This window comes from Pseudomonas sp. BN515, assembly GCF_029873155.1.
In the GTDB taxonomy this organism is placed as follows: Bacteria; Pseudomonadota; Gammaproteobacteria; order Pseudomonadales; family Pseudomonadaceae; genus Metapseudomonas.
This window is the reverse complement of sequence record NZ_SSOH01000011.1, coordinates 56532-77479: the sequence shown is the minus strand read 5'-3', so window position 1 is coordinate 77479 and position 20948 is coordinate 56532. Positions and strand designations below refer to the sequence as shown.

The window sequence follows — 20948 nt, the reverse complement described above, 5'->3', positions numbered from 1 at the left end:
CCGGCCGGTTGGCGAATGGAGTCCATGCTAACGCGCGCGGAGGGGCGCCGGCAGTCTCCCGACGAGATAAGCGCAAGTTTGTGCAAGCGGGGCAGAGGGGGCGGGCGGAGACTGGCTCCATCGAAACCGGAGTCACCGTGATGAACCTGTCCCTCTACCTGCTCACCGTCCTGATCTGGGGCACCACCTGGATCGCCATCAAGCTGCAGATGGGCAGCGTCGCCATTCCCGCCTCCATCGCCTACCGCTTTGCCCTGGCCGCCGCCGTGCTCTTCGCCATCCTGCTGCTCAGCCGCCGCCTGCAGAAGCTCGACAGCCGCGCCCAGATGATCTGCCTGGCCCAGGGCCTGTGCCTGTTCTGCGTCAACTTCATGTGCTTCTACACCGCCAGCCAGTGGATCCCCAGCGGCCTGATCGCCGTGGTGTTCTCCACCGCCACCCTGTGGAATGCCCTCAATGCACGCATCTTCTTCGGCCAGCGCATCGCGCCCAACGTGCTCGCCGGTGGTGGCCTCGGCCTGCTCGGCCTGGGGCTGCTGTTCTGGCCGGAGCTCTCGCACCACAGCGCCAGCCGTGAAACCTTCATCGGCCTGGGGTTGGCCCTGCTGGGCACCCTGTGTTTCTCCGCCGGCAACATGCTTTCCAGCCTGCAGCAGAAGGCCGGTCTCAAGCCGCTGACCACCAATGCCTGGGGCATGCTCTACGGCGCCCTGATGCTCAGCGCCTGGTGCCTGGCCAGCGGCACGCCGTTCGGCATGGAGTGGAATACCCGCTACATCGGTTCGCTGCTCTACCTGGCCATTCCCGGCTCGGTGATCGGCTTCACCGCCTACCTGACCCTGGTGGGCCGCATGGGGCCGGAGCGCGCCGCCTACTGCACCGTGCTGTTCCCGGTGGTGGCGCTGAACATCTCGGCCTTCGTCGAGGGCTACCAGTGGACGCTGCCGGCACTGTTCGGCCTGGCCCTGGTGATGGCCGGCAACGTGCTGGTGTTCCGCAAGCCCAAGCCGGCCATGCCGGCCGCTGCCACGGCGGGCCGCGCATGAAAGTGGTACGCAGCCGCGACTTCACCGCGGACAGGGCCTGGGGCGCGCTGGACATCGCCAACCTCGACGGCACCACGGTGCGCCTGCACTGGACCGACCAGCCCTACATCTGGCACGTCAACGATGGCCAGGAGGTTTTCGTGGTGCTGGATGGCGAGGTGGAAATGCGCTACCGGGACGCGGGAGAAGAACATCGGGTCCAGCTGGGCGTGGGGGATATCTTCTACGCCGGGATCGGCTGCGAGCATGTCGCCCATCCCAGAGGGGCGGCACGCATCCTGGTGATCGAGAAGGAGGGCAGTGTCTAGTCCGTCTTCAACCGTTGAGAGGATGGCTCAGGTAGAGCGCAACCTCTTCGGGCGCCACCTCGGTCGGGTCATAGAGCATGGTGTTGAGGCCGCAGAAGGTGAAGCCGGCGCGCTGGTAGAAGCCGATGGCCGGGTGGTTGCTGGTCTGGGTTTCCAGCCACAGGCAGCGCATCGCCTGGCTGCGTGCGTAGGTCATGGCACCGCCCAGGAGCGCCCGGCCGATTCCCTGGCCCTGGTGCTTGGGCGCCACGAACAGCGCGCTCAGTTCGGCGCTGCGGTTCCAGGGCACCAGGCGCACACAGGCGAAACCGGCCAGGCTGCCGTCGCAGGCTTCGGCGGCCAGGGCGAAGTCGGCATCGGCCACATCATCGGGGAAGCCCCTGGCGTCATAGGCCTTGTGGAAGGGCTCGGGCAGCGCTTCCTCCACCAGCCGCAGGGCCAGGCCATCGGCCTCGACCCGCCAGATATGGGACGTGTAGTAGGAGGCATCGAATGCGGCGAGCCGCTCGCTGTCGGCCGGTACGCGAAGGGGACGGTAGTTCATGGTGGACATCCTTGTGGGGCGTCAGCGGAATCTCGCGAACACCCGTTCCGACAGTAGCAATGCGGCCATTACCGGATAGCAGAGGTAATGCACCAGCAACAGCAGGACGCCCATGGGGCTGGGAGTGTCCTGCAAGGTCATCATCGCCAGCAGTCCTAGGTATAGCAGCCCGAGCAGGCCGCCGTAGCCGAGGACGATGCGCCAGCGCTCGCCCGGCTCCGGTGCGCGACGCTGGATGAAGCGGAAGGCCAGGGCCAGCAGGGCGGCCGTGGCGGCGGCGATCAGCAGGGTGGCGAAAATGCCGCCAACTTTGGCGAAGCTGCGCAAGAGCAGGTTCAGGACGATGGCCAGGGCCACGCCGCCGACGGCGTAGCGCATGGGGAGCGACATGGTGGTTCCTCGGGACCAGGGCGGGGATAACTCTAGCTGATAGGCCATGAACGCACGTCGCGTTGGGCCTCGCTGCGCTCGGCGCCAACCTACGGGGGCGTCACAACTCGACGCCGAGGCCGAAGCGCTTCTTCAGCACCCGGTCCAGCAACGATCTCGGTATCCAGCGCGCCAGCAGGGGCAGGGCGCGGCTGCCGTTGCCGATGCGTACCAGCGACGGGCGCGGTTTGCGTTGCACCGCAGCAAGCAGGGTGCGGGCGAAGTCTTCGGCCGGGGTGGGATTGTCCTGGGAAGCGCGCGCACGCGCGCGGATGCCTTCACGCACCGGCCACCAGGGCGAACCCTCGGCGATCAGGTTTTCCGCCTCGCGGGTGGCGCTGGCGCCGAAGCTGGAGGCGATGGCGCCGGGCTGCACTTCCATCAGGTCGATGCCGAAGGGCGCCAGTTCCAGGCGCAGGGCATCGGAGAGGGCATGCACGGCCGCCTTGGAGGCGCAGTAGGCACCGGCGAAAGGGGTGACCAGCACGCCGGAGACGCTGCCGATGTTCACCACCAGACCACGGCGTTTGCGCAGCAACGGGAAGCAGGCGCGGGTCACATCCACCAGGGCGAAGACGTTGGTGTCGAACTGCTTGCGCAGGGCCTCGACGCCGCCGTCCAGCAGCGGCCCCATGGCGCCGAAACCGGCGTTGTTCACCAGCACGTCGAGGCCGCCTTCCTCCTGCTCCAGGCGCGCGGCGAGGGCCGCTACGGCGGGCTGGTCATTGACGTCCAGTGCAACGGCGGTGAATCCGGCGGCTTCCAGCGCGGCCAGGTCCTGCGGCTTGCGGGCGGTAGCCCAGACGCTGTAGCCGGCGGCCTTGAAGGTGTCGGCCAGGGCGCGGCCGATGCCGCTGGAGCAACCGGTGATCAGGGCGGTGGGGGTGGGCATCTCGGGTCCTTTGAGGCAGTTGTGTCCGGTTTTCCCTCTCCCCCGGCCCCTCTCCCTGAAGAGGAGAGGGGAGACAAGCAGCCTGTGCGAAGTTCGATCATTGCGCGGACTGCTCCCTCTCCCTTCAGGGAGAGGGCTGGGGAGAGGGTGCTTTCAGTTCAGTCGACGAATGTGCCACGCAGATTGGCGGCGCGAAACTCCAGGGATTGTGCGCGATAACCCTGGCGAATGGGCGGCAGGGCGAGGCAGTCCTGCCATGCGGCACCCGGCTGCAGTTCGGAAGGGCCGAGGTAGCGCGGATGGTCGTAGCTGGGCTGGGCGAGGTTGATGGTGTCGCCGGGGCGGAAGGCCTGGACCTGCCAGGCGAAATCGCGCAGTACCGCCTTGTCGCCGTTATGCACCCGAATTGCCAGCGGGCGGTCTGCGGGGCAGCTTTGCGGAGCGTACGAGAGCTGGATATCGAGGCGGGAGAAACGGCGTTCCGTGCCGCGTTCTTCCCAGAGCACCCAGACGGCGATCAGCGCTACGCCAAGCACGGCCGCCAGGGACAGCGACAGGGCCTTGGCCGGGTAACGAACCAGCAGGATCAGCCAGGTGAGGAAGAGAACGGCGCCAACGAGCATGGAAGGACCTCCTTGAGGCCTTCCATGCTAGCAAGAGTGCCTATGACCGAGGAGCGAGCTTGCTCGCGAAAGGTTGCCCTTCGCCAGCAAGCCGGCTCCTACAGGTCAGCGGGCGATGCTGTGCACCGTCGCGCTTTGCGGCGCGCGGCCGTAGACGTCATCCAGGCGCTCGATGTCGTCTTCACCCAGGTAGCTGCCGGACTGCACCTCGATGATCTCCAGCGGAATCTTGCCCGGGTTGGCCAGGCGGTGCACGGAGGCGATCGGGATGTAGGTCGACTGGTTTTCGGTGAGCAGGAACACCTTCTCGTCGCAGGTCACCTGGGCGGTGCCGGAGACCACGATCCAGTGTTCGGCGCGGTGGTGGTGCATCTGCAGCGAAAGCTGCGCGCCGGGCTTCACGGTGATGTGCTTGACCTGGAAGCGGCCACCCATGTCCACCGAGTCGTACGAGCCCCAGGGGCGGTACACGGCGCAGTGGTTCTGGGTTTCGCTGCGGCCATCGGCATCCAGCTTGTTGACCAGCTTCTTCACGTCCTGCACGCGGTCTTTGTGGGCGATCATCATGGCGTCCTTGGTCTCGACCACCACCACGTCGTCCAGGCCGATCACCGACACCAGCTTGCCGTTGCCGTGCACCAGGCAGTTGTGGCTGTCCTGCACCACCACGTCGCCCTTGGTGACGTTGCCGTCCTGGTCCTTGTCGTGCACTTCCCAGATGGAGCTCCAGCTGCCCACGTCGTTCCAGCCGGCGGAGAGCGGCACCACGCAGGCGCGCTCGGTTTTCTCCATTACCGCGTAGTCGATGGAGTTGTCCGGGCAGCAGGCGAAGGTGGCCGAGTCGATGCTCACCGCGATGCCGTCACGCTTGCTGCGCTCCAGGGCCAGCAGGCAGGTGTCGTAGATGTCCACGTCGTGGTGCTTCAGCTCTTCCAGGAAGCGGCTGGCGCGGAACAGGAACATGCCGCTGTTCCAGAAGTAGTCGCCGGACTCCACGTACTGGCGGGCCAGGTCTTCGTTCGGCTTCTCGACGAACTCGGCAACGCGGCTGATGCCATCCGGCAGGCGGACATCGGCCTTGCTGCGGATGTAGCCATAGCCGGTTTCCGGGCGCTCGGCGGGAACGCCGAAGAGCACCATCTCGCCTTTTTCGGCGGCGATGGTGGCCAGTGCCAGGGCCTGCTGGAAGGCGCGCTGGTCGCGCAGCACGTGGTCGGCCGGGAGCACCAGCATCAGCTCGTCACGGCCTTCGGCCAGAAGCTGCATGGCGGCGATCGCCACGGCCGGCGCGGTGTTGCGGCCGAAGGGCTCGAGCAGCATGGCCTGGGCCTGGATGCCGACGGCGTCGAGCTGCTCCTGCACGATGAAGCGGTGATCCTGGTTGGCCACCAGGACGGCCTGTTGCATACCGTCGAAGTTCAGGCGCTGCAGGGTCTGCTGGAACAGGGTCTGTTCGCCGGTGAGGGCGAGGAACTGCTTGGGATACTGCTTGCGCGAAAGAGGCCAGAGGCGAGAGCCGCTACCGCCAGAGAGGATCACGGGAATCATGGTGTTTCTCCTAGAACTGTCATGGTTTGAGGGCACTGCTTCCATCGATCACATTTCTTTCTTTCCCGCCCTCTGCGTGGCGGGTAATGACCGGCGCGGTTCGTCCCGCACCGGTTCTCGCTCCGTTGAGGCCTGGCCTCAGGATTCGGCCGGGCGCTTGACCCAGACCGGGGAGAGCTTGCCGCCGCTGCCGGTGATGTAGAGGCAGACCACTTCACCGCGCTGCAGGGAGACGGGCTTGAGGTCGCTGACCTTGCGGGTGCCGTCGAACAGGGCGAGGCCGACTTTCACCGGATTGATCTCGCGTTCGCCGCGGCCTTGCGGAGCCACGTCCTCGACGACCGGGGTCTTGCCGTCGGCGGTCTTCAGGGTGAGCTTCGCGTCGGACAGGTTCTGCACGCGCAGAAGGGCCTTTTGCTTGTTCGTGTAGGGCGGTTCTTCCACCAGTTGCGGGTTCTTGCCGGTCTGGTTGACCAGGGTGTAGTAGCGGTCGGCTTCCAGCTTCACCGGGAGATTGCTGCTGCCGATCTGGGCGCTGTAGTTGCCCGCCGGGAGGAACTTGAAGTCGCTGGAGCCGAGCGGAGGCACGTCGTTCAGCGCAGTGTTGCCGACGTTGATGCTGAGCTCGCTGCTGCTGGCGTTGTAGGCGCGGACGAATGCGGAGCCCTTGGGCGCCTGCGGGCCGTACAGGCCACCTTCATCTGCCTGGGCCTGCAGGGCGCCGAGGCCGAGCACGAGGGCGCAGGCATAAGACGTCCAGCTGCGGTTGTTCTGTCGGTTCATGAGGTGTTCCTCCATCTGCTCTCTTGATCGGGCCGGTTTCGGCCCTGTTTTCCCCTCGTGAGGGGAGATTCATTTGCCCGAGCGCGAAGCCAGGCGTTCATCGGTGCCGGCGCCCTTGCGCAGGCTGGCGATCCATTCGGGATCGAAATCGGACAGGTCGCTCAGCATCGGCAGGTAGCGTTCCGGGAATTCCCAGATCACCAGCTGCGGCGGGGCGTCCTTCAGTTCGTCGCTCTTGAGGTACTTGAGCATCGGCAGGATCGGCCCGTGGCCATCCTCGGCGTGGTTCACCAGGTCACGCTGCAGGGCCTGGCGCAGGGCACCGGCGAAGTTCCACTTGTCGTTGGCGCTGTAGCTGGTGCCCACCAGCACCACCGGCACATCGCTTTCGGCGAACAGCGCGTCGTCACCGGCGGACCCCTCGCTCTGGCTGCGGGTGGAGCGTTTCTGCAACTGGTCCGGAGCCGGCATCAGGTTCTCGAACAGCGGGTCCAGGGGCAGGAAGCGGGTCAGGTCGCCCTTGTAGGCATCCTCGCCCTGGATTTCAGTCACGTACTGCTGCGGCGTGCCACGCAGGCTCATGGCCTCGCCCACGGCCTTGCCCAGGCTGCCGGCCACGGCTTCGGCGCCCAGCGGAGTCCAGTGGGTATCGGTGCGCAGGAAGACCTGGCCGTTGTCTTTGGCCTGTTCCAGGGTGGCGAGCAGGTCAGGGGCGAGGATTCCGGCTTTGCGCGCCACACCACGGAAGCGCTCATAGAGGTCCTGGCGCAGGGCGGTGGGAGTGGTTTCGCCCACGTACTCGGGGTAGAGGCGGGACTTGGCCGGGATGATGGCCAGCATCAGCTCCACGTTGTGCTTCGCCAGTTCGTCGCGCACGCCCCCGATCAGTGCCAGGTTGTCACGCACATGGCGATTGCCCTCGGCTACCGGGTCGAACTCCTCGTCCGAGTAGAGCCAGCCGTCCTGGCCGATGACCACGCCCTGGCGGCCTTCGCCGAACAGCTTGTAGTCCAGCAGCGCCCAGAGGTTGGTACCCAGTTGCTTGATCGGGAACTGGTCGTCGTAGCGCTTCTCGAAGGCCTGGGCCAGCTTGCCGTCCAGCACACTGGTTTCGCTGGCCACGGAGAAGCCCAGCACTCCGCGCAGGGACCACAGGCTGAGGGCCAGCAACAGCGCGGAGAAGAGCAGGATGTAGAGCAGGTTCAGGGTTCTGTTCATGGTCGGCTCCACTCAGAACTGGAAGTACAGGAAGGGCGAGAAACTCTGCGCCGAGAGCTTCAGCACCGAGGCGGCGAACAACAGCAGCACGGCGGCGTGGAAGGCGAGGGCGCCGAGCTTCACGCGGCTGGCGCCGAGGGTGGCGCTGCCGTCCGCATTGATGGCGATGCCGTCGTCCTCATCGCGGGCCTTCGCCTTGGGCGCGCCGGCCAGCGGCTGGGCGTAGAACTGGCGGATGCCGAAGATGGCCAGCACTACATAGGCCAGCACCAGGGTGGCGATCTGCAGGCTGGTGAGCTGGGCGCGATTGAGTTCGGAGAGGCTCCAGTCACCGAAGCTGAACATGGCGGCGTACATGCGCCAGGCCACGTCCAGGTTCTCGGCGCGGAAGATCACCCAGCCGATCACCACCAGCAGGAAGGTGAGGGCCCACTTCAGCGGGTTGAGCGCGCGCGGCGCGGCGTTCACACCCAGTGCGCGTTCGATGGCCAGCCAGGTGCCGTGCCAGGCGCCCCAGATGATGTAGGTGAAGTTGGCGCCGTGCCACAGACCGCCCAGCAGCATGGTGAGGAACAGGTTGCGGTAGGTCTGGAACGTACCGCCACGGTTGCCGCCCAGGCTGATGTACAGGTAGTCCCGCAGCCAGGTGGACAGGCTGATGTGCCAGCGCCGCCAGAACTCGGTGATGGACTGGCTGATGTACGGCTGGTTGAAGTTCTCCATGAAGCGGAAACCCATCATCAGGCCGAGGCCGATGGCCATGTCGCTGTAGCCGGAGAAGTCGAAGTACAGCTGCGCGGTGTAGGCCAGCGCGCCGAGCCAGGCATCCCCCGTGGTCGGGTCGGAGAGGGCGAAGCAGTGATCGGCGATCGGCGCGATGCTGTCGGCGATGAAGACCTTCTTGATGAAGCCCTGCATGAAGCGCGTGCAGCCCTCGGCGAACTTGTCCACCGTGTGAGTGCGATGGTTGAACTGGTCCACCAGGTCACGGAAGCGCAGCACCGGGCCGGCGATCAGGTGCGGGAAGATCGCCACGAAGGCCGCGAAGTCGATCAGGTTGTGCGTCGCCGGGGTGTCGCCGCGGTAGACGTCGATGATGTAACTGATGGACTCGAAGACGTAGAAGGAGATCCCGATCGGCAGCAGGATGTGCGTGAGCACGAAGGGTTCCATGCCGAACGAGGTGATGATGGCGTTGAGGCTGTCGACGCCGAAGTTGGCGTACTTGAAGTAGCCGAGGACGCAGAGGTCCACCACCACGCCGAGGAGCAGCCATTTCTGCGCCGTTTTCGTGCGCACGCCAGCCGCGCCTATACGCAGGCCGATCCAGTAGTTGAATACCGTGACGGCGGCGAACAGCGCCAGGAAGTCGATGCGCCACCAGGCGTAGAAGATGTAGCTGGCGACCAGCAACAGCAGGTTTCTGTAGCGTGTCCCGACCAGGTAGTACAAGCCGAGGAATGTCGGCAAGAACAGGAACAGGAACACGTTGGAAGAAAAGACCATCCGAGTCTCTCCGTTGAACGTTTGATATCAGGCCCGCCTGCGGTGGCGGGGGCGTTTTTTCTCCCCTCTCCCATTGGGAGAGGGGGCGGGGGGGGAGGGGGCTGAACTCCGTGCAGAGCCCAATTCCCCTCACCCCAGCCCTCTCCCGGAGGGAGAGGGGGCTATCTGTGCCATGCAGAACACTTGAGCCGGCTGCTTCGACGTCCTCTCCCGCTTGCGGAAGAGGGGGCTGTTGCTAGCTCCCGCCCTCCTTCTTCGGGTGGAAGACCTGGGTCACGTCCCCGCCGAGGCGGAAGGTCTTGTAGGGGCCCATCTCGTCCTTGAGTTCGAGGGTTTCCGACGAGCACTGGTAGAGCGAGCACCAGGGCTCCAGCCAGGAGAACTTGCTGTGTTTCTTCAGCTCGCTCATGTCCTGGTCCTTGCCGGCCTTGTCACTGAAGTCGTCCTGGTCATCCACGCCGGCCAGCACCTTCTCGCCGAGGCGGCGCAGTGCGCCGTCGTTCTCCTCGCGCAGGTCAACACCGTTGGCCTGGGCGAAGCTGGCGATCATCGCCAGCGGCGGCAGGCTGTAGTTGTGGTAGGCCAGGGCGCGCTGGCGACGCTTGAGTTCGTTGGGCAGGAAGCCGTCCTCGTCCACCTGGCCGGCGGCCACGCGGAACTGCGCCACCGACCAGTCGAAGAGGTCCTGGCGGTTGGTCGCAACGGCGGTGGCCATCACCGACCAGGCGGCCCAGTAGGAGTGGTTGTTGATCTGCTTCAGCGGCAGGTCGCTCCAGTCGTGCACCACCTGGTCGGCCAGGTGCGAGAACCAGGATTCGATCACCCGGGTCTGCGCGGCGTAGGGCGCCAGCGGCTGCGACTCGGAGAACTTCAGCCGCAGGTAGGCCGAAGCCATGCTGCCCAGCGCCCATTTGCGCATGGACTTGCCAGTGTGGTTGTACTCGGTGCTCAGCAGGGCATTGGCCTGGGCCCAGCTATCCAGCCATTGCAGGGTGCATTCGAGCTGGGTGCGCTGGCCCTTGCGCATGTAGTCCGTGACCATCTTGCTGACACCGCGCTCCATCTCGGTGATGGCGGCGGTCTTTTCGCGGAAGGCTTTTTCCGCTTCCGGATTGAGCGTGGAGCGGGCCTTGTCGGAGCCTTCGTACTTGCTGCGGAACTCCAGTTTGGCGGTGTAGGGCGCCGGTGGCGCCTTGCAGGTGCCGCCGGACTTGGCGTTGCCCACGATGGGCGCGAAATAGCCTTTGGGCGGCACCAGGTCGGCGGCATGGGCTTGCCCTGCGAGCAGCATGCCCGCGAGCAGGGGAGCGATCAGCCAGTGTCTGGTGTTCATGGGAACCTCCTCTTCCTCACTCGGCGTTGGCCGTGAGGTTGCCGCCGCCCTTGCCGGGACGCGCGCAGACGCTGACATCGACGCTGAGTTCCTGGGGCATGGGTTCGGGGCTGTGGACTTCCAGGGCGAGCATGTTCAGGTCGGCCCAGTCCGCTTCATTGCGCAGCTCGAAGGCATAGCGCCCGCCGGTATCAATGCGGTCGCTCTGTTCCAGCTTGAAGTTTTCGCGACGGCCGTTGAGGTACCAGACGGTGGTCTTCAACTCGTGGATGGACGGGTCGCTGAGGCGCAGGTCCACCTGGTAGTCACGGCCGCGCAGGGGGAGGCCGTTGCTGTTGACCAGCACTTCGTTGGCGCCGGGCTTGAGCTTGATCTTGTTCTTCAGCACCTTGGGCCGGCCTTCGCAGCCGTTGTTCACCATCGGCACCGCCTGGCGATAGAAGCTCGCCTCAGCCATGTCGTAGTGGGTGGCGAACTCCCAGATCAGCACCTTCGGCGTGTTCTCGTGGAATTCCTTGCTGCTCATGTACTGCATCAGGGCGCTTTCGAAGCCGCCGCCGCTGACCGCCATGTTGAGCACCTCGGCGCCGCTGTGTTGCTGCAGGAAGCCGGCGAAGTTGTAGGCCGGGCCGCTGTTACTGGTGCCCACCAGGACCACCTGCGGGTTGGACTCGTCGCCGAACAGGCTGTCGCCACTGCCGCCGTCGCCCGAGGCTTCCGTCTCGTAGCGGTCGACATACTGGGTCGCGTAGCCGGTGCCGCAGAACTGCGCTGCGGTCTTGTGCAGGGTGCCGGCCTTGGGCAGCAGGCCCACCACCTTGCTCTCGTATTCCTGCTTCGGGATGTCGCCGAAGCCGGGGATCTGCTTCAGGGTCTCGGCCACCAGCTTGGCGGTGCGGTCGGCACCGGCCGGGGTCCAGTGGTGGTCGGCCTTGAAGTAGTAGTCGGTGTCCACGCCCTTCTCGTCGAACAGCGGCGAGAGGTCGGTCACCCAGATGCCGGCCTTGCGGAAGTGGTCCACGGCGGCGAGGTAGTTCTTTTTCGCCAGCTCGTAGTTGAAGCGGGCCTTCTCTTCCGGGGTCAGCTTCTCGCGATCGATCAGGCCACGGGTGGGCTGGTAGACCACCATCAGCTCGACGCCCTTGGCCTTGAGCGCATCGCGCAGGCGCTTCAGCTGGCTCCAGCCGAACTGCGTGGTACCGAAGTCGGTACGCAGGTCGTTCTCGGTACGGAACAGCCAGTCGCCCTGTCCTTGCACCAGGGTGGTGAAGAAGCTCAGGTACTTGGTGTTGTAGTTGGCCGGATTCTGCGCCGCGGCACAGAGTGGGCCGGTTGCCTGCACGCTGTACTCGGGCGCCGCGTGCGCGCCCTGGGCGGCGGCCAGCAGGGCGGCGGCCAGGGCGGAGGGGGAGAACCACTTGCGGGATAGTCTGGTCATGGGCGGATACCTCAGTCCTGGAGCTCGGCCTGGCTTTCGACGGGGTCGATCAGCACCGCCTTCTTGCGGCGCACCATCAGGTCGAGGATTTCGTCCTGCTTTTCGCCGAGTACGCCGGCGAAGCTGATGCCGGTGGATTTGCTCGGGGCGAGCAACTCGACGCGGTACAGCTCGACCGACAGCGGCGAGTCGATGGAAAGGGGGCTGGAACCGTTGCCGGCGAGCTTGCCGCCCACCACGATCAGCGAGACCTTGGTGTCGAAGGGGTCGAGCTTGACGTTCCGGTCGGTGTTGGAGAGGTCCTTGATGTGGCCATACACGCCGGTCAGGCCGTTGGCCGCCGAGAGGTTCTCGTACAGGCGGATGTTCACGCTGTTGCGCACGCGGATGCCGTGGCGCTGGTTGCTGAGGATCTTGTTGCCCCACAGCAGGTTGTTCGAGCTCTCGTAGAGGGTGATGCCGTCGGAATGGTTCTGGTAGACCTCGTTCCAGGCCACGAGATTGTTCACCGAGTTACGGTCGATGACGATGCCCGAGAGCTTGTTGTCGTAGGTCTTGTTGTGAACGATCCAGCTGTCGTCCACCTCACGGGAGATGATGATCCCGTGCTTCTTCTTGGTCCCGAAGACGGTGTTGTGGGCGATGAGCAGGCCCCTCGAACGGTCGTGGGGGTCGATGCCGTAGACGATGTTGTCGCGGTAGGTATTGCCCTTGATGACCACGTTTTCGGCTTCGAAGCAGTAGAAACCGTACCAGTGGTCGACGAACTCGGAATCCAGCAGCCAGCCGGTGGGCGCGGTGCGCTTCAGGCGCTTGGCCTGGCCCGGGGTGTACTGGGTGATGGAGACGCCGTAGGACTTGGAGTTGTCGTAGCCCAGGCTCGTGACCTTGCTGCCGACGATGTACAGCTCGCTGCCGCCCCAGGACACCAGGAACGGGCGGAACTCCTCGGGCTTGTGGAACCAGGCCGGCGACTTGTTCTTCTCGTTCCAGGCGGTGAGCTGGGTACCGGTGATGAACAACTTGCCGTCGTTGACCAGGAAGGCGCCGCGCTCCTGGGAGAGGCGGAAGTCCTTGGTCTCCTTGCCGATCTGCAGGCTCGCGCCCTGGGCCACCACCAGCGGCAGGCGGGCGAGGTACACGCCGGGCTCAGTCTCGCTGAACTGACTGTCGGGCAGGGCCTTGGCCAGGTCTTCCGGGGTCACGTAGCCGCCCTCGACGAAGATCGCCTGGGGCATGCCGTGCTGGCGCTGGACCCATTCGCGCAGGCGCTCGTTACCGCCGATGAAGTCCTTCAGCGCATCCTGCTGGAGCATGCGCCGGACCACCACGCGGCCACGGGTGCCGCGGTCGATCTTCGCTTCCACGGCCTCGGCCGTGTAGCCGGTCATGTCCGGCAGCTTGGGCGTGTCCAGGTGCAACTGCTCGACGGGCGCGGTGAGCACCTTGTAGTTCTTGATCGGCTTGAGTTGCTGGGTCAGCTCCTCGCCCTGGACCCAGGGCGAGGCGAACTGCAGGGCGCCAAGAATGACGCCCCCCGCCAGCAATGTGGTTCCCATGCCACGTTTCATGGCTGTTCCTCCCTTGCGCCCAATGCCCATCAGAAGCGCCAGATGAAGTCGACGAAGGCGCGGTGCATCACCGAATCGGTGCCGCTGGCGTAGGCATCGCCGGGCTTGAACACGCCGCCACGGAAGCGCACCAGGGCCGAACGCTCGTCCATGTGCTCGGCCATGGAAGCCGGCAGCAGGCCCTGCTTGAAGTAGCGGGTGACCACCAGGTCCATCTCCTGGCCGATGTCTTTCTCGCCGTCTTCCAGCGGCGCGATGATTCCGCTCTGGCCGACGTCCTGGTTGTCGTCCACGCGCCAGAAGCGGTGGTAGACGACGCTCGCGTCGTAGTCCTCGCCCATCTGCCAGGACGTGAAGGCGGTGGCCACTTGCAGGTTGCTCAGCTCGCCGCGGAAGGCTTCGCCGAAGCGGTGCATGCGGGCTTCGGTGCCGGTGAAGTTGGAGCGGTTGCTCTCAAGGCCGGTCTGGCGGAACTGCTCGGAGCTGTCGTTATCGCCACCGCCGCTGCCACGGGCGTAGGCGCCGCCGACCTTCCACTGATCGTCGATGTTCCAGCGCAGGCCAAGGTCGACCGCCCAGGCATCCACGTCGACATTGCGCTTGCCGCTGGCGATGTTCTGGTTGCCCACCGGCGTCTGCTGCAGCTCGTCCACGTCGCCGGTCAGCCAGGTGGCCTGGGCCCAGTAGTTCAGCGGCAGGGTGGAGCGGCGGTCGAAGAAGCCGCCATCGGCTTCCAGGCCCAGCCAGGTCAGGTCGCCGGTGGTGCGCTTGTCCAGTTCATCCACTTCCTCGCCGACGTTGGGCAGGTCGCCGTTGTCGCGGCTGTGGTGAAGCTTGGCGCCGACCCAGTGGCCGGGGCGCCATTGGGTGGAGATGTCGCCGAAGAAGTGCTGGCGGTCTTCGTCTTCCGGGGCCAGTTCGTCGATGTCGGTGCGGTAGTCGCTGAAGCGCTCGGCGACGCCGGCGTGGGCGCGCAGCAGGGTGGTGTCGAAGCTCCAGCGCAGGGCTTCGATGTTGGTGTCCCACCAGGTGCCTTCTTCGCTGCGGACGCGCTGGCGGCCGAAGCGCAGGTGTTCGCCGGGGTAGGCGGTGAGGCCGCCGTAGTCGACCCAGAACTCGCGCATGGCCAGGTAGCTCTTGTCCGGCTCGCGGCCGTTGTTGCGCTGGCCGGCATCGGCTTCGATGTCGCTCGATTCCAGGGTGTCGGTCTCGACGATATCGGTGGCGGTGACCGCCTGGCCCATGGCGAAGGCGCTCCATTCGCCGCGCTCGCCGTAGACCCAGGGGCGCAGGTCGAGACCGATACCATTCACGTCGCCGCCATCACGGGTACCGAGGTCGCGGTCGTCTTCCGATTGGGCGGTGATCTTCACATCCAGCCCGAAGTTCTTGCCGTCGGGTTCGGCAGCGTGGGCGATGCTTGCGGCCAGCAGGGACAGGCTGAGGCCTGCCTTGATCCAGGGGTTCTTGTTCATCATCGATTGGTCTCTCTCGGTCCGCAGTTCCTGCGTCTTGGCGGTAGGTGCCGGAGCCTCAAGGCCCGACACGGCGGGGCACGCAGCGCGTGCCTCGTTGAGCCTAGTCAGGCGTGGCGCCGTCTCGCGGGAGAACTGCGGATGGGAATTCATAGGCTGCTCATCTGGGTGTCTGGAACTGCAGCGCCACGGGCTGCGCGCTCTTCACGCAGCAGTTGCTCGGCGCGAGCGCGGTCGGCCGGAGGCAATTGCTGCGCTACCTGCTGTGCCAGTTCCTGGGCCTGCGGGGTGTTCTTGGGCAGGGCCAGTTGGCTGAAGACGTAGGCATTGATCAGGTTGCGCTGGACACCCTTGCCCTGGACGTACATCTGGCCGAGGGTGAAGTCGGCGTTGATCTGGCCGTTGCGGGCGGCGCTAAGCAGCCGCTCGAGGGCCTTCTGCGGATCGATTTCACCCAGGTAGCCGCGCAGGTAGATCTGACCCAGCAGGTAGTTGGCGCGGGGTTCGGTCGGCGCGGCCTTCAGCAGGTGTTCCTCGGCCTTCTTCGGGTCCAGCGGCACCAGCTTGCCTTCGTAGTAGAGGCGTCCCAGCAGCAGCTCGGCCTGGGGGAGGGACGCGGCGCGGCCTTTCTCCAGGTAACCCAGCAGCTGTTCGGTATCACCCTGGCCCGGGTAGTCGTAGAGCAACTTGGCCAGGCTGACCCAGGCGGCGGGGTAGGTGGGCGCGACGGCTTCCAGGAGTTCCTTGGCCTTGCCGTCGTCCGGCTTGCCAAGGTCGGCGTCGGCCAGCACGTTGGCCACCGAGTCCACGCGCTGGGCGGGAATGCGCCCGGCGCGGTAGCCGGCCATCAGCTGGTCCAGCAACTTCTGCTGGGCATCGGCGTTGCCCTGCTTCTGGTAGACGGTGGCCAGTTCGACGTAGCAGACATCGGCCAGCGCCAGGTTGCGGGTGCAGATCTGTTCGATCTCGCCCAGGTGCTGATCGTAGGTGCCCTGGGTGCGATAGAAGAGGATCTGCGCCAGCTCGGCCTGGGTGTGGCCCTCGGCACGCCACTTGGCGATGCGCGCCGGCACGTTCACCTCGGGGAAGTCCTGCGGGTATTGCAGGTAGAGCATCACCAGCGGCAGCAGGCTGCTCTCTTCTCCGGCGGCGAAGGACTCTTCCAGCAGCTGCGCGGTCTCGCGGCGCTCGGCCGGGCTCAGCTCGGTCTTGCGCGTCAGCAGTTTGCCCAGGCGTGCCTTGGCGCGGGGCGACTGGTCCATGGCCTGGCGATAGGTCTGCTCGGCCTTGGCGAGCTGCTCGGGGTCACCGCTGGCCACCTGCAGGTCGGCCAGACCGACCGCAGCGTCGGCATAGCCGAGATCGGCCAACTGGCGGAAGTTCTGCTCGGCGGTGGCGTTGTCACCGCGCTTCAGGGCTTCGCGGGCGAGGCGCTCGTCGGGCAGGCCGGCGCAGCCGGCCAGGGCGATGGCCGCGGCCAGCAGCAGGACGGGAGTAGCGTGATGGGCCATGGCGGCGCCCTCCTCAGAAACCTGTCGCCAGGGCGCGATCGATCAGCCAGTCGAGGGACGGGCCGCGATCGACACTGACTTCCACCGGCTGGCCGGCGAGGGTGCTGGGCAGCGGCTCGTCGGGCTGGATGGTGGCGCGGATGTCGGCGGACATGCTGCCGTCGTGCAGGTTGCTGCTGAGTATCTTGCCGTGGCGTACCTGGTCCTCGCCGGCCACCTGGAAGGTGACGCGGGCGCCGGGCTTGGCCTGGCCGATGTTGCGGAACGGGAAGCGCGCCTGGACGGTGGCCTGGGTGTCCTGGGGGACCAGTTCGAAGATCACGTCGCCCTTGCTGGCGAACTGGCCGTCGGCCACGAGCTGGCGGGCGATCTTGCAGTTGCACGGGCTGGTGAGGGTGCCCTTCATCTGCTTGCCGAAGAGCTCTTCGACGTTCTTCGGGGTGAGCTGGTCGTCGGTCAGGTGGCCCTTGAGCATCTCCAGCATGGTGGCGTTGAAGGACGCGATGGGCGCGCCTTTTTCCACGCTGGCATCGGCGCTCACCAGGCTCTGCACGGTACCTTCGCGTGGCATGGTGACCTGCATGGAGGGCACCGCGACCATGGCCGAGTCGGCGTGGGTGACGAAGTACAGGCCGTACAGCGAATTGAGGATGTAGCCGAAGGCAGTGACGCCGACGACGAAGATGCCGGCACTGAGGCCGACCGCCTTCAGGCGCGCCAGCGGGCCCATGCCGCCGCCCGCGCCACCCTTGCGCGGCTTGGTGAAGTTCTCGCGCTGCAGGGTGTTGAGCAGGTCGCCGGCGCTGACAAGCTCGCCGGAAAGGTGGGAGCTGATCAGGTAGCGCAGGGTGGCGATATCGCGCGGTTGCAGGCTGTGGAAGACGCAGCCGACTCGCTCGTTGCGCGCATCCACGGCGCGCACCTGGAACTCGATGTCCAGGCCGAGGCTGAGACCGTCGATCTGGAACATCAGGCGGCCCTTGTGGTGGTCGCCGATGTTGGCGCCGGAGCGCCCGCCGGTGAAGGCGAAACCGCCGGCGGAGATGTCCAGCAGCGACGCTTCGAAGCGTTCGCCGCGAGCGATGTAGCGGACTTTGCCGGGGATCTTCACCCGCGCGTGCTGGCGCTGGGCTTCGGATTCATGCACCACATTGAGATTGACGGCTGTATTCATGGCTTCGATTCCTGTCAGGTTCCTTGTGCTCACACGATCGCCAGCAGCGTGGCGATGAATACGCTTGTTGCGGAGAAGGTCATGGCGCGTGAGGACCAGGTGTTGAACCAGCGCGAGAAGCTGGCGAGGTCACGGTTGAGCTTGGTGTTCTGGCGGGTCCAGGACTGCTGGTCGAGACGGAAGAAGACGTAGATCTTCACCAGGGCCCCGACGATCTGGTTGTAATAGAGGATCAGCGGGTAGGCCGGCCCGATCCGGTGCCCGGTAATGCTGAGCAGCAGGGTCAGGACGAAGCGGGTAATGCCGATCCACAGCAGGTAAACCAGCAGGTAGGCGATGCTGTACTTCAGGCTGGCGATGATGGCCACGGCCAGTCCCAGCAGGCAGGTCCACATCGACGCGCGCTGGTCGGCGAGCACCACGGTGGTGAACCAGCCGAGGCGGCGCGGACCCAGCGCCAGGGCGCGGGAGTTCTGTCGCAGGTTGTTGCCGTACCAGCGGAACATCAGCTTGCGGCTGGCCTTGATGAAGCTCTTCTCCGGCGGGTGCTCGACCGTGTTGATCGCCGCATCCGGCACGTAGAAGGTGTCGTAGCCCAGGCGCATCAGGCTGTACCAGCTGGACTTGTCGTCACCGGTGAGGAACTGGAAACGACCCAGGCGCCAGTGGTCCAGGTGATCGCTTTCCACGTCGGCGATGAAGTCCGGATCGGTCACCACGCTGGCGCGGAACACCGACATCCGCCCGGTCATGGTCAGCACGCGCTTGGAGAGCGCCATGGAGCACATGTTGAGATGGCGCTGGGCGAAACGCAGCTTGTGCCACTCGCTCATGATGTAGCTGCCGCGCACCTCGCAGAACTCGTTGGTGGTCAGGCCGCCGACATTCGGGAAGAGCTTGAACCAGGGCACGGTCTTCTTCACCACGCCTTCGGCCAGCACGGTGTCACCATCGATCACCGCCACCACCGCGTTCGCGTCCGGCAGTTGCCGGGAGATGGCGCGGAAGCCATAGGCCAGGCCATCACGCTTGCCGGTGCCGGGAATGCGCACGAAGTCCAGCTTGACCCGCGGCGGCGGTGCCAGCTTGGTCCAGAGGTTCTTCACCAGCAGCTCATCGGACAGCTCGACGATGGAGCAGACCACGGTGGTCGGGTAGCCGCAGTCGATGGCTTCCTGGATCACCGAGCGGTAGACCATGGCGGTGGTCAGGGCCTCGATGCGGAAACTCGTCACCATCAGGAACACGTGGGACGGGTCCGCCGCGTTGCCGAGCTTGGCCAGGCGCCGCTTGTACCAGGGGTAGACGAAGTAGAGGAACAGTGTGCCGCGCGCGAAGTGCAGGGCGCCCATGGAGTAGCGCCAAATGCCGACGGCCCCGATCAGCAGCAGGAAATGCTTGGAGTCGGGATCGAAGACAGACTTGGGCAGTGCCAGTGCCAGCAGCATCAGCGCGATGAGGTAGAACAGCCAGCCCGAGGCTTCGAGCAGGCCATCTTTGAGTTTTTCCATTGGGATAATCGTCCTGTACTGGTCGTTTCGGGCATGCCTCCTCCCGCAAGGGGAGGAGGCAGGGCGCTTACCAGCAGATACCCTCGGCGTTGCCTTGGGTGCCCTTGGGCATGAAGCCCACCAGGTCGATCACCTGCTTGCCGGCGGGAGCCTGTTGCGCCAGCGGGGCGAACAGCTCGTCACGGTTGCCCAGGACGATGATGTCGGCCTTGTCCACCACGGCGTCGAAGTTGCTGTTGAGCAGCGAGGACACGTGGGGGATCTTCGACTCGATGTAGTCCTTGTTGGCGCCGTAGACACGGGCGTACTCGACGTTGCGGTCGTAGATGCTGAGGTCGTAACCCTTGCCGATCAGCATCTCGGCCAGCTCCACCAGCGGGCTTTCGCGCAGGTCGTCGGTACCGGCCTTGAACGACAGGCCGAGCAGGGCGACGCGGCGCTTGTCATGGCCGGCGATGATGTCGAAGGCCTTCTGCACCTGGCCGGCGTTGCTGCGCATCAGCGAGCCGATCAGCGGGGAGTCCACATCCAGGGAGGTGGCGCGGTAGTTCAGCGCGCGAACGTCCTTGGGCAGGCAGGAGCCGCCGAAGGCGAAGCCCGGGCGCATGTAGTACTTGGACAGGTTCAGCTTGTGGTCCTGGCAGACCACGTCCATCACTTCACGACCATCGACGCCAACGGCCTTGGCGATGTTGCCGATCTCGTTGGCGAAGGTGACCTTGGCCGCGTGCCACACGTTGCAGGTGTACTTGATCATCTCGGCCACTTCGATGTCCTTGCGGATGATCGGAGCGTCGAGTTCGCGGTACAGGGTTTCCAGTACGTCGCCAGCGGCCTTGTCCAGCTCGCCGATGACGGTCATGGGCGGGTAGTCGTAGTCCTTGATCGCGGTGCTCTCGCGGAGGAACTCGGGGTTCACCGCTACGCCGAAGTCCACGCCGGCCTTCTTGCCCGAGCAGTCTTCGATGATCGGGATCACCACGTTCTTCACGGTGCCCGGCAGCACGGTGCTGCGGACGACCACGGTGTGGCGTTCGGCCTTGTCGCGCAGGGCAAAACCGATTTCGCGGCAGACGCCTTCGATGTAATCCAGCGACAGGTCGCCGTTCTTCTTGCTCGGGGTGCCGACGCAGATGAAGGACACCTGGGTATCACGCACGGCACCGGCAACATCGGTAGTTCCGCGCAGGCGGCCAGTCTTCACGCCCTGTTGCAGAAGTTCTTCAAGGCCTGGCTCGACAATTGGCGATTTGCCATTGTTGATCAGGTCGATCTTGGTCTGAGAGACATCGACACCGATAACTTCATGACCACGAGCAGAGAGGCAGCCGGCGCACACTGCACCAACATAGCCCAAACCGAAGATGCTGATTCGCATCGTATTCACCTCGTCCTTTCAGCACGCTGTTTAATATGTGACGTAAATGTCACTTCCGTTTGCACCGTTATGTCGCAACTGCAACTTTGCGGTGCACAGGCATGATTAATACCGGACGCCAAATTTAGGGCGCCTGAACTGGGCATGTAATATTGATTGCCCGGGAAGAGTCCTGAGCTGATCGCCGCAATGGCTCTGGCTCGTTGGTTTTGTCCAGTAGGTCGAGTTTGTTGCGCTTCTCCTTAATAAACTTCTTTGGTTTTCACCAGATAAAAACTACCCCTCGGCTTTACGCCGATAGTTATCCAGGCAGTTGGAATTCACACAGAAACAACGTGTGAAGAATTTAGGTATCGGGGGGTATGAGTATCTGCGTTTTCGGATAGTTCCTACCGTTCGTCCCCGGTTTGATTTATTGCAGAATCTTGACTACGCACGATTCCGCTCTGACGGAATGCTCAGAGTTTTGCGGTTCTAAAAAAGTTCCTGATAGTGAGAAATGCAATTTTTTCATGATTGCATTTTGCAAGTTGGCCACTACTTGAAGTTAAGTTTGCCAGTATCAAAACGGAAGTTGTGAGGGCTAAATGATCTTGAAGTGATATTGGATTTGGGGTTTGAAGACCGGAATTGCGGAACAGGCGTGCCAGGTTTGGCCGG

At 64.8% G+C, this 20948-nt stretch carries 18 protein-coding genes; 2 read left to right on the top strand and 16 right to left on the bottom strand.

Going from position 1 to position 20948, the window contains the following annotated elements; genetic code table 11:
- The first annotated feature begins 140 nt into the window (after positions 1 to 140).
- A complete protein-coding gene (locus E8E91_RS01585) occupies positions 141 to 1046 on the top strand; it encodes a DMT family transporter (protein ID WP_280374327.1) in 906 nt (301 codons plus the stop codon).
- Positions 1043 to 1354, top strand: coding sequence for a cupin domain-containing protein (locus E8E91_RS01580; protein ID WP_280374326.1), 312 nt, complete (start codon positions 1043 to 1045; stop codon positions 1352 to 1354). The genes E8E91_RS01585 and E8E91_RS01580 overlap by 4 nt, the downstream gene beginning before the upstream one ends.
- A gap of 7 nt (positions 1355 to 1361) precedes the next feature.
- Here E8E91_RS01580 and E8E91_RS01575 read toward each other — a convergent pair whose 3' ends face one another.
- The 16 genes from E8E91_RS01575 to algD form a co-directional block, all read right to left on the bottom strand.
- Positions 1362 to 1898: a GNAT family N-acetyltransferase gene (locus E8E91_RS01575; RefSeq protein WP_280374325.1), complete on the bottom strand. Its 537-nt coding sequence runs from the start codon at positions 1896 to 1898 to the stop codon at positions 1362 to 1364.
- Positions 1899 to 1919: 21 nt separating this feature from the next.
- Positions 1920 to 2288, bottom strand: coding sequence for a hypothetical protein (locus E8E91_RS01570; RefSeq protein WP_280374324.1), 369 nt, complete (start codon positions 2286 to 2288; stop codon positions 1920 to 1922).
- A 100-nt stretch (positions 2289 to 2388) separates the two neighbouring features.
- On the bottom strand, positions 2389 to 3219 hold the full coding sequence (locus E8E91_RS01565; RefSeq protein ID WP_280374323.1) for an SDR family oxidoreductase: 831 nt from the start codon (positions 3217 to 3219) through the stop codon (positions 2389 to 2391).
- Positions 3220 to 3377: 158 nt separating this feature from the next.
- The gene (locus E8E91_RS01560; protein ID WP_280374322.1) at positions 3378 to 3842 is read right to left on the bottom strand and encodes a multidrug transporter; all 465 of its coding nucleotides are present in this window, start codon (positions 3840 to 3842) and stop codon (positions 3378 to 3380) included.
- 105 nt (positions 3843 to 3947) lie between these two features.
- Complete coding sequence (locus E8E91_RS01555) at positions 3948 to 5390, bottom strand: mannose-1-phosphate guanylyltransferase/mannose-6-phosphate isomerase (RefSeq protein ID WP_280374321.1); 1443 nt, start codon at positions 5388 to 5390, stop codon at positions 3948 to 3950.
- 138 nt (positions 5391 to 5528) lie between these two features.
- Positions 5529 to 6173: an alginate O-acetyltransferase AlgF gene (locus E8E91_RS01550; RefSeq protein WP_280374320.1), complete on the bottom strand. Its 645-nt coding sequence runs from the start codon at positions 6171 to 6173 to the stop codon at positions 5529 to 5531.
- 69 nt (positions 6174 to 6242) lie between these two features.
- Positions 6243 to 7391, bottom strand: a complete 1149-nt coding sequence (locus E8E91_RS01545) for an alginate O-acetyltransferase (RefSeq protein WP_280374319.1) — start codon at positions 7389 to 7391, stop codon at positions 6243 to 6245.
- 12 nt (positions 7392 to 7403) lie between these two features.
- Positions 7404 to 8897 (bottom strand): MBOAT family protein, encoded by a 1494-nt coding sequence (locus E8E91_RS01540; protein ID WP_280374318.1) that lies wholly within the window; start codon positions 8895 to 8897, stop codon positions 7404 to 7406.
- Positions 8898 to 9132: 235 nt separating this feature from the next.
- Positions 9133 to 10230, bottom strand: coding sequence for a mannuronate-specific alginate lyase (locus E8E91_RS01535; protein ID WP_280374317.1), 1098 nt, complete (start codon positions 10228 to 10230; stop codon positions 9133 to 9135).
- 16 nt (positions 10231 to 10246) lie between these two features.
- Entirely contained in the window at positions 10247 to 11668 is a 1422-nt protein-coding gene (locus E8E91_RS01530) for an alginate O-acetyltransferase (protein ID WP_280374316.1), read from the bottom strand.
- A gap of 11 nt (positions 11669 to 11679) precedes the next feature.
- Positions 11680 to 13239 carry a mannuronan 5-epimerase AlgG gene (gene algG, locus E8E91_RS01525; RefSeq protein ID WP_280374315.1) on the bottom strand — a complete coding sequence of 520 codons (1560 nt, stop codon included), beginning with the start codon at positions 13237 to 13239 and terminating at the stop codon, positions 11680 to 11682.
- Between the two features lie 29 nt (positions 13240 to 13268).
- Positions 13269 to 14714, bottom strand: a complete 1446-nt coding sequence (locus E8E91_RS01520) for an alginate export family protein (RefSeq protein WP_280374436.1) — start codon at positions 14712 to 14714, stop codon at positions 13269 to 13271.
- 149 nt (positions 14715 to 14863) lie between these two features.
- The gene (gene algK, locus E8E91_RS01515; protein WP_280374314.1) at positions 14864 to 16225 is read right to left on the bottom strand and encodes an alginate biosynthesis TPR repeat lipoprotein AlgK; all 1362 of its coding nucleotides are present in this window, start codon (positions 16223 to 16225) and stop codon (positions 14864 to 14866) included.
- A 13-nt stretch (positions 16226 to 16238) separates the two neighbouring features.
- On the bottom strand, positions 16239 to 17399 hold the full coding sequence (locus E8E91_RS01510; protein WP_280374313.1) for an alginate biosynthesis protein Alg44: 1161 nt from the start codon (positions 17397 to 17399) through the stop codon (positions 16239 to 16241).
- A gap of 29 nt (positions 17400 to 17428) precedes the next feature.
- Positions 17429 to 18910 (bottom strand): mannuronan synthase, encoded by a 1482-nt coding sequence (gene alg8 / locus E8E91_RS01505; protein WP_280374312.1) that lies wholly within the window; start codon positions 18908 to 18910, stop codon positions 17429 to 17431.
- A 67-nt stretch (positions 18911 to 18977) separates the two neighbouring features.
- The gene (gene algD, locus E8E91_RS01500) at positions 18978 to 20288 is read right to left on the bottom strand and encodes a GDP-mannose 6-dehydrogenase (RefSeq protein ID WP_280374311.1); all 1311 of its coding nucleotides are present in this window, start codon (positions 20286 to 20288) and stop codon (positions 18978 to 18980) included.
- Positions 20289 to 20948: the final 660 nt, after the last annotated feature.